The 13,381-nt window shown below is 34.0% G+C and carries 6 protein-coding genes; all 6 read left to right on the forward strand.

The features are described from left to right. The first annotated feature begins 358 nt into the window (after positions 1 to 358). The 6 genes from P8625_RS02685 to P8625_RS02710 all read left to right on the forward strand — a co-directional run bounded on the left by P8625_RS02685 (position 359) and on the right by P8625_RS02710 (position 13,349). Complete coding sequence (locus P8625_RS02685; RefSeq protein WP_279651960.1) at positions 359 to 3,682, forward strand: VCBS repeat-containing protein; 3,324 nt, start codon at positions 359 to 361, stop codon at positions 3,680 to 3,682. Then, complete coding sequence (locus P8625_RS02690) at positions 3,675 to 6,914, forward strand: VCBS repeat-containing protein (RefSeq protein ID WP_279651961.1); 3,240 nt, start codon at positions 3,675 to 3,677, stop codon at positions 6,912 to 6,914. The genes P8625_RS02685 and P8625_RS02690 overlap by 8 nt, the downstream gene beginning before the upstream one ends. Then, positions 6,901 to 8,229 carry a vanadium-dependent haloperoxidase gene (locus tag P8625_RS02695; RefSeq protein WP_279651962.1) on the forward strand — a complete coding sequence of 443 codons (1,329 nt, stop codon included), beginning with the start codon at positions 6,901 to 6,903 and terminating at the stop codon, positions 8,227 to 8,229. The genes P8625_RS02690 and P8625_RS02695 overlap by 14 nt, the downstream gene beginning before the upstream one ends. 12 nt (positions 8,230 to 8,241) lie before the next feature. Beyond that, positions 8,242 to 9,147, forward strand: a complete 906-nt coding sequence (locus tag P8625_RS02700) for a hypothetical protein (RefSeq protein WP_279651963.1) — start codon at positions 8,242 to 8,244, stop codon at positions 9,145 to 9,147. A gap of 287 nt (positions 9,148 to 9,434) precedes the next feature. Next, positions 9,435 to 11,183, forward strand: a complete 1,749-nt coding sequence (locus tag P8625_RS02705) for a glycoside hydrolase family 13 protein (RefSeq protein ID WP_279651964.1) — start codon at positions 9,435 to 9,437, stop codon at positions 11,181 to 11,183. 24 nt (positions 11,184 to 11,207) lie between these two features. Then, positions 11,208 to 13,349, forward strand: coding sequence for a glycoside hydrolase family 97 protein (locus tag P8625_RS02710; protein ID WP_279651965.1), 2,142 nt, complete (start codon positions 11,208 to 11,210; stop codon positions 13,347 to 13,349). Positions 13,350 to 13,381 lie beyond the last annotated feature (32 nt).

Below are 13,381 nucleotides of genomic sequence, written 5' to 3' on the forward strand. Positions count from 1 at the left end.
AAGAGGATTCCTCGACGTTTTGCGTCGGGGTTTCTATTGAAAATATCATTTGAATCTAAATAAGAAAATTCAGGTTTTTGGTTTGATAAAACCGAAATGAAAAGAGCGAAACACCTCGATGGCTCTGCCTCGAGGATTGCTCGTTTCAAGAAACTCTTTATTTTAAAACGAAAAAGAGAGATAAAAAATTCTCGTTTTTTAAAATTATTGATTAAATTTAAGATGATAATAAACTACTCTGATACAAGCATACTGGGTATTCAGAAAAAATATTTAAAAATTTCAATGTAATTATCTGTAAATCAAATCTTTGATTATCTTCTTGAAATTAGAAACAACTTAGAGCCCTTTTATTATTATGGAATTAAAAAATCCCTTTATATACCTTATTATAGCACTATCTATATTTTCCTGTACTAATTCTGTTTCAGTTAAAGAAAAGAACAAGCTCTTTACAAAATTAGACGAAAGTCAAACGGGTATTAACTTCAACAATGCCATAGAAAATCAAAAAGAGTTAAACATTTTTACCTATCGTAATTTTTATAACGGTGGAGGGGTAGCAATAGGAGATATTAATAATGATAGCTTGCCAGATATATTCTTTACAGCCAATCAAGGCCCTAATAAATTATATCTTAATAAAGGGAATTTTGAATTTGAAGATATTTCTAAAAAAGCAAATATAGGGGGTAAAAATCTATGGTCAACAGGTGTAGTACTAGTAGATATTAATAATGACGGCTTGTTAGATATTTATGTGTGTAATGCTGGGAACGTTAAAGGAGACAATCTAAAGAATGAGCTTTTTATAAATAATGGCGACCTAACGTTTACTGAAAAGGCAGCTGCATACAATTTAGCTGAAAATGGTTTAACAACTCATGCCGCCTTTTTTGATTATGATAAAGACGGTGATTTGGATGTTTACATCCTCAACAATAGTTTCATCCCCGTAAGCTCGTTAAACTATGCTAACAAAAGGGAGCTTCGAGCTAAAGATTGGGATGTGCCAAATTTACTGAAGGGAGGAGGCGATAAGTTACTGCGTAACGATAATGGAAAATTTGTTGACGTAAGTGAAGAAGCAGGAATTTTTGGTAGTTTAATTGGTTTTGGATTGGGGGTAACAGTAGGTGATATTAATAACGATAGTTACCTAGATATTTATGTTTCAAATGATTTTTATGAGCATGATTATTTATATATAAATAACCAAGATGGAACCTTTAAAGAGTCAATAAAAGATTGGACAGCACACATTAGCCAATCCTCAATGGGAGCCGATATGGCAGACATCAATAATGATGGAAATCCAGATGTGTTCGTAACAGATATGTTGCCTGAGCACAATAAAAGGGTTAAAGAAACTACCCAATTTGAAACTTATGATGTGTATCAAAGAAAGCTAGGGTTAGACTTTGACCATCAGTACATGCAAAATAGTTTACAGCTAAATCTAGGAGATAATCACATGGCAGAAATAGCTAATTTTAGTGGTGTCGCTAAAACCGATTGGAGTTGGGGAGCACTCTTGTTCGATATGGACAACGACGGCTATAAAGATATCTATGTTTGCAATGGTATATACCATGATTTAACCAATCAAGACTTTATGACCTTTTTTGCAAATGATATTATCCAAAATATGGTATTAACAGGAAAAAAAGAGGAAGTTTCAAACATTATAAATAAAATGCCCAGCAACCCAATAACCAATTATGCATTTAAAAATTCGGGAAACTTAGCGTTTAGCAACGTGACCACATCATGGGGCTTTGATAAGCCAACCTTTTCAAATGGTGCAGCTTATGGTGATTTAGATAATGATGGTGATTTAGATTTAGTTATTAATAATGTAAATCAACAAGCACTGGTTTACAGAAACAATGCTGAGACCCTAACCGAAAATAATTATATTAAAATCCAATTAAAAGGAAAATCGCCAAATAGCAATGCTATAGGAAGCAAAATAAAACTGTTCTCAAATAAAGAAATCATTCTTCAAGAAGTTATTCCTTCTAGAGGATTTCAATCATCCGTTGATTATCTCCAAACTATTGGAATAGGGACGAAAAAAATAGACTCCATTCAGGTTATATGGCCAGATGATTCTTTTCAAACACTAACAGGTATCCTTTCAGATAAGAAGTATATTTTTAAACAAGAAGACGCTTTACAAAAGTTAACAATTTCAAACAACAACAACAACACAATTTTTTCTGAGATAGATACCAATTTAGAATCGCATAAAGAAAATCGTCATAACGATTTTAATTATGAAGGCTTAATACCGCAAATGATGTCTAAAGAAGGACCAACGATATCGGTTGCTGACGTTAATGGTGATGGGCTAGACGATGTTTTTATTGGAGGCGCAAAAGGACAGGAAAGCAAACTATTTTTTCAAACAAACTCTGGAGATTTTGTGATTTCAAAATCACAAGGGTTTGAAAAGGACAAAGACCTTGAAGATACTGCTTCGGCTTTTTTTGATGCTGATAATGATGGTGATTTAGACCTTATGGTGGGAACAGGAGGAAATGAGACACAGGATGAAAAAAACTACAAAACTAGATTGTATCTTAATAATGGCAAAGGATATTTTAGTATTGCCAATAAGACTATTCAGGCGACATTTCACAATGCATCAGTCATTACCCCCTGTGATTTTGATAACGATGGAGATATCGATGTTTTTGTAGGAAGTAGAAGTGTTCCAGCTATTTACGGCATTAATGCTAAACACCAATTATTGGAGAATGATGGCGAAGGCGGTTTTAAAGATGTTACCAAAAATAGAGCCTATGCTTTTAATAGCATAGGCATGGTAACAGATGCAAGTTGGCATGATTTTGACGGTGATGGAAAAAAAGATTTGATTCTAACAGAAGACTGGGGAAGCCCACGAGTTTTTAAAAACAATAGCAAACAGTTAATCGAACTCAGTACTAATTTAAGTGAGTTTAAAGGGTGGTGGAATGCCGTAAAAGTTGTCGATGTTAATCATGATGGATTGCCTGATTTGATTTTGGGTAATAATGGTTTGAATTTGCCCTATAAGCCTTCAAAGGAAAAACCAATAAAAGTATTTATTAACGATTTTGACAATAATGGTACCATCGAACAAATTTTAACCGAAACCATTGATGGCAAGAATGTACCAATTATTACCAAACACGAACTCACCGCACAAATAGTTTCATTAAAAAAGAAAAACTTAAAATTTTCAGAATACGCTACAAAATCTATTGAAGAATTGTTTTCTGAAGAAATCATTGCGCAGTCTATTGTTAGGGAGGTTACTACTTCTCAATCAGTTGTCGCATTAAATAATACATCAGGCGATTTTAAAATACTACCTCTACCCAATCAAGTACAGTTTTCAAGTGTAGAAGCTATTGCGGTATTAGATGCAAATAATGATTCGAATTTAGATTTAGTTTTAGGAGGCAACCAATACAACTTTAAACCCCAATATGCCAGATTAGACGCCAATTATGGCAGTTTATTGTTAGGTGACGGCAGCGGTATGTTCGATTGGGTAGCTTATGAAGACTCTGGTTTTTTTGTCAAAGGTGAAGTCAAAAATATTTCAATTATAAAAACAAAACAGGGCACGGGTTTAATCGTTGGTATTAATAGTGAACAGCCAAGAATATTTAGAATAAACAATGAATAAATTCATAGTATATATCATTTTTTCAATAATTCTTTTGAGTTGTAATACAGAGCCAAAAAAGTTATTTTCTGTCTTATCACCCCAAGACTCTGGAATCCATTTTAACAATAGCTTAAAAGATACTGTTGGTCAAAATATATTAGATTACTTGTATTATTATAATGGTGGTGGTGTAGCTATTGGCGATATAAACAATGATGAACTTCCTGATATATTTTTTACATCAAACCAAAACCAGAATAGACTGTATTTAAACAAAGGAAACCTTGAATTTGAAGATATTACTGAAAAAGCTAAGATTGGTGGTGAAAATGATTGGAGTACAGGAGTAACTATGGCCGATGTAAATGGCGATGGTTTGCTCGATATATATGTATGCGCTGTAACTGGAACCAATGGATTTGTTGGTAAAAATGAACTCTTTATAAATAATGGAGATCTTACCTTTACCGAACGAGCAGAAGAATTTGGATTGGATTTTGATAATTATAGCTCCTCTGCTACGTTTTTCGATTATGATTTAGATGGCGATTTAGATTTGTACTTACTAAACCATGCCATTCATACCGAAGAATCTTTTGGTAAAGCGAGTGTAAGAACCCATAGAACTTATGAAAGTGGTGATAAACTATTGAGGAATGATAACAATAAGTTTGTTGATGTTAGTGAAAGTGCAGGTGTTTTTGGTGGAGCAAATGGTTATGGATTAGGATTAGCGATTTCAGATTTTAACCAAGATGGATATCCAGATATTTATGTAAGTAACGATTTTCATGAAGACGATTATTACTATTTGAATAATGGTAATGGTACATTTTCAGAATCTTTAAAAGATTATTTTGGGCATGTTAGCAAATTTTCAATGGGTAACGATGCGGCCGATATCAATAACGATGGATATACCGATTTAATAACCTTAGATATGCTTCCCGACGATGAAAAGGTTTTAAAATCATCGGCTGGAGATGATAACATTCAATTGCAAAACTTACGCACCAAACAATTTGGTTACTATTATCAATATGCCAGAAACATGGTTCAGATAAATCAAGGAGCCGACAGTTTCACAGAAATAGGGTTTTTAAGCAATATGGCTGCCACAGATTGGAGCTGGAGCGCATTAATTGCAGATTATGACCAGGATGGAAATCAAGATGTGTTTATCGCCAATGGAATTCCTAAACGTCCAAACGATTTAGACTATATCAAATACATCTCAAACAGTCAAATTAAAAAGAAAATAGAAACCACCAATTTAATAGATAAAGAAGCCCTGAATTATATGCCCGATGGGAAATTGAAAAATGGCTTTTACCAAGGAAGCATCGATTTAAAATTCAATAATCAAACAGCAACTTGGGTTACAGAAAAGGCGTCATATTCTACCGGTTCGGCTTATGGAGATTTAGATAATGATGGCGATTTAGATTTGGTAACAAATAATATTGGTGAGCCAGCAACGGTGTACATTAACAATACCAATACTAAAAAAAACTATCTAAAAATTCAATTCAACTATCTAAAAAACAATAGCTTTGGTATAGGTACAAAAGTTAAGCTATATAATAGGGGAGGTATTCAATTCAAAGAACTGTTTCAGCAACGCGGATTTCAGTCTTCTTCGCAACCTATGTTGCATTTTGGATTGGATAGTTTAAAAACCATTGACTCTATAAAAATAATTTGGCCAAATAAAACATATCAAACGCTAAAAAACATACATACAAATCAAAACTTGACCGTTTCGTATGAAAACGCAAAACCTTATGAATACAGTCTTTTAAAAAATCAAAAACCTCAAGTTTTTAAAAAAGTTGAAGACAATTTAGGTATCAATTATAGGCATACCGATAATAATTATATCGATTCCAATCGCAATAAATTAATCCCTTATCAAATTTCTGATAGAGGTCCAGCAATCGCTTTAGGCGATATAAATAACGATGGAAAACACGATGTGTTTTTTGGCAATGGCAAACACGTGCCCGCTGAAATATACCTCCAAAACAACGTTGGATTTGAGAAATATCAAGATGAACATTTACAAAGCAATGCCCTTGTCGAAGAGAGCTCAGCTATCATTTCAGACTTCAATAACGATAAAAAAAATGAGTTGTTTATTGCAGCTGGAGGCGGTGAGTTTTTTGGCAAATCAAAAGCACTTCAAAATAGCGTATATACCATTTCAGAAACAGGGCTGGAAACTACAAACATTCTTGAAGGCTATGAAGATACCGCTATAATTAAAGCAGTTGACTTTGATGTTGATGGTGATTTGGATGTGTTTGTAGGAAATGCAAGTATCTCCAATGATTTTGGGAAGATTCCAGAAAGTTACCTTTTGCAGAACGATGGTGCTGCGTTTAGTAAAAAATCGTTGGGTAAGGTAGGAATGGTAAGAGATGCCGTTTGGACAGATTTTAATGGCGATAATCAAGTAGACTTAATCATAGTTGGTGAGTGGATGTCACCCGTGTTTTTTGAGAATAACAACGGTAATTTCATTGATAAAACGAACCATTATTTATCGACTCATTTAAACGGTTTATGGCGTGCTATTATTCCTTTTGATGTAGATAATGATGGTGATTTAGATTATATGCTCGGTAATTGGGGAACCAACACAAAGTTTAAAGCCTCTGAAAAATTCCCAATGCTTATGTACTATGCCGATTTTGATAAAAATTCAAAAACGGAAACACTTTTAGCTACCGAAAAAGAAGGAAAATATTATACCTTAGAAGGATTGGATGAATTAAGTTCTCAGCTAGTTAGTTTAACCAAAAAGAAATTTACGGCTTACAAAGATTTTGCAGGGAAACCAATCAATCAGGTTTTTGATAGCTCGGTTTTGAATGAAGCGAAAGTTTTTGAAGTTCATACGTTGGCCTCAGGCATTTTAAAAAATAATAACGGAAAGTTTACTTTTCAACCCTATAGTAACCAGTTACAGGTTGCCCCCATAAATAGTTTTGTCAAAATTACTGTATCAGGAAAAGACCGTGTGCTTTGTGCAGGAAATTATTTTGGGGTAAAACCATATCACGGTCGTTTTGATGGTTTTTTAGGAGCGCTCATTTCAAGCGAAAATGAAATTGAATTAGGAAACACTTTGGGGTTAGACTTTTTCAACAAAGCTGTTACAAAACTAACAACCGTAACCTTCAATAACAAACAATACCTAATCGCTGTAATACATAATGACGATGTTCAAATTTATGAAATTAAATAAGGCATGTGTAATACTTGCAGGATGTGCAATATTACAAAGTTGTAACACTAAAAAAGAGCCCATCGAAGTAACCCCCTTAAATTATTTTGATGCTGTTGATTTGGTTACAGAAATCATGATTCACGATGTTTTTTCACCTCCAGTAGCAAGCCGGGTTTATGTATATCCCAACATAGCTGCTTTTGAAATTATAGCTCAAAATAATGAAGCGTATACATCTTTATCTGAACAACTAAACGGATTAACCCCAATACCAAAGACAGAAAACCCAAGCGTAAATTTAAAAGTTTCGGCTTTGGTGGCTCACCTGGAGCTAAGTAAGGCCCTCATTTTTTCTGAAGATAAAATGATTCATTTAAGAGATAGTTTGTACGGGGTATGGAGTGATAAAAATGAAGCGGAGTTTAAAGCTTCAGAAGCCTATGGATTAAAAGTTGCCGATCATATTAAAAATTGGATGGATTCGGATAACTATAACCAAACTAGAACAATGCATAAGTTTAATGTAGATACCGACGACCCATCACGTTGGCAACCAACACCACCTGCATATATGGATGGAATTGAACCGCATTGGAACAAAATTAGAACTATGGTTTTAGATTCCGCTTCGCAGTTTAAACCAATTCCGCCTCCGCAGTTTTCTTTAGAGGAGGGCTCGCAATTCCACAAGGAGCTAATGGAGGTTTATACGGTAAGTCAAGATATCACAAAAAAAGGAGATGATTGTGAAGAAATAGAGATTGCTCAGTTTTGGGATTGTAACCCATTTGTGTCGGTTACCCGTGGTCATTTAATGTTTGCAACAAAAAAGATTTCACCAGGTGCCCATTGGATTGGTATTACGAAGATAGCATCGAAAAATAAAAATTTTGATTTTAACGAAACTGTTTATGCATTTACAAAAACCTCTATAGGTATTTTTGAAGCCTTTATTAGCTGCTGGGATGAAAAGTATAGAAGTAATCTGATAAGACCAGAAACCTTGATTAATCAACATCTTGATGAAAAATGGAAACCAATCTTGCAAACACCACCGTTTCCAGAATATACCAGTGGACATTCGGTAGTATCGGGGTCTGCATCCGCAATACTCACATCAATTTTTGGAGATAATTTTAGATTTATTGATGACACAGAAGTTCAATTTGGATTGCCCAAGAGAACATTTACCTCATTTAATGCAGCAGCAGAAGAAGCCGCAATTAGTAGATTGTACGGAGGTATTCACTACAAAGCAGCCATAGAAGAAGGATTCAAACAAGGAAAAAATGTAGGAGAATTAGTTGTCGAAAAAATCAAGATGAAGCCATAGATTATAGAAAGTATGAAGAAAATTATTGTATCAGGAAGCATAATAGTATTTCTAATAGTTATAGGTTGGTACTTTTTTGTGAAAGACTACGATTATAAAATTTCATTTAGTACAAATCAAGCACCTGGTATCGTTTATAATACTCTTTTGGGATGGAATAATTGGGAGCCAATAAACAAAAAGGCAGTGGTTACAAATTATAAAGTTCCATTTTCAGAATTGACTCAGCAACTGAATGTTTCAGATTCTATTATTACTATTAATTGGTTAATCGAAAGAAAATCAGATTCCATTACAAAAGTAACTGCCCTATTAAAGGATGTAAAACATAGCTTGCATCAAAAAATGATGATTCCATTTTCTAAAACAGATTTTGTAAAACGAAGTCTTACAACAGTAAAACATATTAGAGAAGGACTCAAAATACATAATACAGAATATAAGTTGTCTTTAGTAGAAGAAGCTGTTTTTACTAAGCAAACCTGTGCATACATTACTTTGAGTTGCAAGATGAATGAAAAAGCAAAACTAATGATAGCCCATACTATTGATGTTATGGACTATTTAAGAAACAACGAAATTGAACGTATTGGTAACCCTTTTCTTCAAGTTACACAATGGGATTTGAACAAAGATTTCATCACATTTGATTTTTGCTTTCCAATCGCAAATGATAAAAGTTACCCAAAATCAAAACTAATAAAAATTAAAACTGTTGAACAAACAAAAGCTTTAAAAACAGTTTTCAACGGAAACTACAAAATATCAGATAGAGGCTGGTTTACCTTGTTAGATTATGCCGATAGAAAAAATATAGCTATTAAAACCTTACCTATTGAAGTTTTTTTAAATGATCCGCATTCGGGAGGTAATGAACTAGATTGGCAAGCAGAAATATATGTGCCATTAAAGAATTAACCTAGAAAATCTAGTTTTGTTTTAATTGCAAGGCAATAGCCAAGCTTTTAATTAACAGAGGATTGCTTCGAAATACGCAACTATTTTTTTTCAATACCCAGTATGCTTGCATCTGGGTATTTTATTTAGAAAAAATTTCAGATCACAAGCCTTAAAAAATATTCAAAAATCGAAAACGATTTCGATTGATAAATCATCCTTTTTTAGTGTCTAAAATTGTTAAATATTTTATTTATCTAGAAATTGTAGAGGTGTAGATCAATTGACGAACACTGTAAGTCAAGTAAATGGATAAACTAATAGCGATTGTTTTAATAATTTTAATTACGTCAGCCTGCAAAAACAAAGGGAAAAAAATGGAGGAATTTAAAGAAGAGAATATATCAAAAGATTCAAAAACATGGTGGAAAGAAGGAGTTTTATATCAAATATATCCACAGAGTTTTAAAGATTCCGATGGTGATGGCTTTGGTGATTTTAGAGGTGTTATTGAAAAACTAGATTATCTCGAATCCTTAGGAATTACAATGGTTTGGATGAACCCTTTTTTCGAATCTCCATTAGTCGATAATGGATATGATGTAAGCAATTATAAAGCAGTTCATTCTAGGTATGGTACCATGGATGATTTTAAGGAAATGATTGAAAAGATGCAAGCCCGTGGAATCAAATTTGTTTTAGATATCGTTGTAAATCACAGTAGTAACGAACATGAATGGTTCAAACAGGCAAGTAGTTCTAGAGATAACAAATATTATAATTACTATCACTGGTGGCCGGCAGAAAAAGGAAAACCGCCACATAGACATAGTATTTTCGACCCTGAAGGTGGTTGGCATTTCAATAAAGCGACGAATTCATACTATTTACATACGTTTGCCCAAGCTCAACCTGATTTAAACTGGGAAAACCCTAAGTTACGTCAAGAAGTGTATGATATAATGAAATTTTGGGCTGAAAAAGGAGTTGATGGCTTTCGTTTAGATGCATTTCAATTTTCAAGTAAAGACACTACATATCCAGAATTTCCAGAAGGATATGAAAAAGATTTTATAAAATGGCATGGCATGCGCCCGCAATTACATACTTATCTTAAAGAAATGTATAAAGAGGTGATAGAACCATATAACATTTTTGCTGTTGCCGAAGGAGCAGGAAGTACGCTACAAGATGCGCACGACCTTGTTGATGAAGACAGAAAAGAATTGCAAACCGCCTACCATTTTGAATATGTCGATATGTCTAGAACCACAGCTGGTTATAAATTGACTGATTTCAAAACTGTTTTCACAAAGTGGGATACCTCTTTTGCTGAAAAAGGATGGTTAGCCATCTTTTTATCGAATCATGATAATTCTAGATTGGTCAACCGATTTGGAAACCCCAGTACAGCTTACCGAAGGGTGTCTACCCAAATGTTAAATACGTTTTTACTAAGTATGAGAGGTACACCTTATACCTATTACGGAGATGAATTGGGTATGACCAATATAGATATGCCAAGGATAGAAGAATATGTAGATGTATCTGCAATAGGAGAATATGGAATGGCAAAGGCAAGAGGTGATAATATGGAGGAATTTATGAAACAGTTAAATTATAACTCTCGAGAAAACGGACGTACACCCATGCAATGGGATGACTCTGAAAATGCAGGTTTTACCACAGGAACGCCTTGGAAACGAGTAAATGATAACTACAAAGAAATTAATGTTGCTAACCAAGAAAAGTCTCCTAATAGTGTATTGAATCACTTTAGAAAAATGGTCAAATTAAGAAAAGAAAACGAAGTTTTGGTGTATGGAGATTATCAATTACTAGATGCAGAAAATGACGAAACTTACTGTTTTACAAGAACTTTAGATGACGTAAAAGTCTTGGTTCTATTAAATTTTACAGATCATGATTCAAGTATAGAATTATCAGAAATTAGTAATAACAAAGAAATCCTTATCAATAATTATGATGTTTTAACAATTTTAGAAAAACAAGTTACATTGAAAGCTTACCAAGCGGTACTACTTTCAATTAAATAATAATTTAAAATACAAAAACCAATTATGAATAAATTAAAACAACTCATGTACGTCACACTTTTTGCAAGTGTACCGTTTTTTATGTCTTGTCAAAAACAAGAAAGTAGTTTTACAGTCAACTCACCAGATGCCAATATTTCAGTAGTATTTGCGCTTACAAATTCTGGTCAGCCCATGTATAAGGTTGACTATAAAAACAAAACTATTATCGATTCATCATTTATGAGTTTCGAATTTAAAGATTTGCCAGCGATGAAAGATGATTTTAAAATTGTGGGTACATCTACTAATAGTGTTGATGAAAACTGGGAGATGCCTTGGGGTGAACAACTTACCGTTAGAAATAATTACAACGAATTTGTTGTAAACTTAGAAGAGACTTCTCAAACCAAAAGACAGCTTAACATTCATTTTAAAGTGTATGATGACGGTGTAGGTTTTAGATACGAATTTCCTGAGCAACCCAACTTAAAAGAAGTTTTAATAACAGATGAAAACACTCAGTTTAATTTAACTGGCGATCATGATGTATGGTGGCAACCTGGAGATTGGGATCTCTACGAGCATTTATACCATGCAACAAAACTTTCTAAAATAGATGCCATTTCCTTAAAAGATAATCCTGACTTACATGCAGTGCACATACCACAAAACGCAGTAAATACACCTGTTACCATGAAAACAGATGATGGTATGTATTTAAGTTTTCACGAAGCCGACCTAACAAATTACGCAGGAATGACCTTAAAAGTCGATCGTGAAAATTTAGCTTTACAAAGTGAGTTGGTAGGTTCAGAACGATTAGGAGGTAAGGCAAAACTAACAGTACCATTTAATACACCATGGCGAAGCATCCAAATTGCAGAACGTGCTGGTGATTTAATAGAATCGAAACTTATTGTAAACTTAAACGACCCTAATAAAATAGGCGATGTAAGTTATTTTACCCCAATGAAATATGTTGGTATTTGGTGGGAAATGCATATAGGTAAATCTACCTGGGACATGAGTGCAACGCAAGATATGAGCACTTGGATGGGTGATAAAGAAAGCGGATCAAAACATGGTGCCACGACCGAAAATGCCAAGATATATATTGATTTTGCATCAGAAAATGGTTTCAAAGGGTTATTAGTTGAAGGTTGGAACACTGGATGGGAAAAATGGCGAGCCAATGGCGATATTAGAGAAGGGCTTTTTGATTTTATGACACCATATCCCGATTACGATTTTGATGAAGTTATGGCGTATGCGAAAGACAAAGGTGTAGAAGTAATTATGCACCATGAAACTTCGGCAGCACCATTAACCTATGAAAAGCAAATGGATGAAGCGTATACTTTTATGAAAGATAATGGTATGAACTCAGTAAAAACAGGTTATGTTGGTGAAATTATTCCAAAAGGAGAATATCACCACGGACAATGGATGGTAAACCACTATCAGAAAGTATTGGAAAAAGCGGCAGAGAAGAAAGTCGCCGTAAATGCACACGAGCCTATTAAGGCAACAGGTAAGCGCAGAACCTATCCTAATGCTATTTCTCGTGAAGGTTTAAGAGGTCAAGAGTTTAACGCTTGGGGTACTGATGGGGGTAACCCACCAGAACATTTACCAATAATAGCATTTACCAGAATGTTGGCTGGCCCAATAGATTTTACCCCAGGAATATTCAATATAAAATTTGATGAGTATAAAAAGAACAATCAAGTAAGTACCACATTGTCACATCAGCTAGCACTTTATGTAGTTATTTATAGCCCCATACAAATGGTGGCAGATTTGCCAGAACATTATATGTTAGATGGTAAAACACATCCAATGCTTCAATTTATTAAAGATGTTGGGGTTGATTGGCAACAAACCAAAGTACTAGATGGTGAAGTAGGCGATTTCGTTGTTATTGCACGTAAAGAGCGTAAAACAGGAAATTGGTTTGTGGGAGGTATTACCGGTGACAATGCGAGAAAACAGACTGTAAACTTCGATTTTTTAGAAGCTGATAAAACTTATGAAGCTATTATTTATAAAGATGCACCCGATTCACACTGGGATGATAATCCACAAGCTTTTGAAATTGAAAAAATAGACGTAACCAACACCTCTAAATTAGATATACAATTAGCCGCAGGAGGCGGATTTGCCATAAGTATTATGGAAAAATAGAAAAAAACATAACAAACAACTAGATTCAACGA

Source organism: Tenacibaculum tangerinum, from assembly GCF_029853675.1.
GTDB lineage: Bacteria > Bacteroidota > Bacteroidia > Flavobacteriales > Flavobacteriaceae > Polaribacter > Polaribacter tangerinum_A.

What these genes read in the sequence shown, in the direction of transcription:
- P8625_RS02685 (WP_279651960.1), top strand. Translation starts at nt 359, where the DNA reads ATGGAATTAAAAAATCCCTTTATATACCTTATTATAGCACTATCTATA.
- P8625_RS02690 (WP_279651961.1), top strand. Translation starts at nt 3,675, where the DNA reads ATGAATAAATTCATAGTATATATCATTTTTTCAATAATTCTTTTGAGT.
- P8625_RS02695 (WP_279651962.1), top strand. Translation starts at nt 6,901, where the DNA reads ATGAAATTAAATAAGGCATGTGTAATACTTGCAGGATGTGCAATATTA.
- P8625_RS02700 (WP_279651963.1), top strand. Translation starts at nt 8,242, where the DNA reads ATGAAGAAAATTATTGTATCAGGAAGCATAATAGTATTTCTAATAGTT.
- P8625_RS02705 (WP_279651964.1), top strand. Translation starts at nt 9,435, where the DNA reads ATGGATAAACTAATAGCGATTGTTTTAATAATTTTAATTACGTCAGCC.
- P8625_RS02710 (WP_279651965.1), top strand. Translation starts at nt 11,208, where the DNA reads ATGAATAAATTAAAACAACTCATGTACGTCACACTTTTTGCAAGTGTA.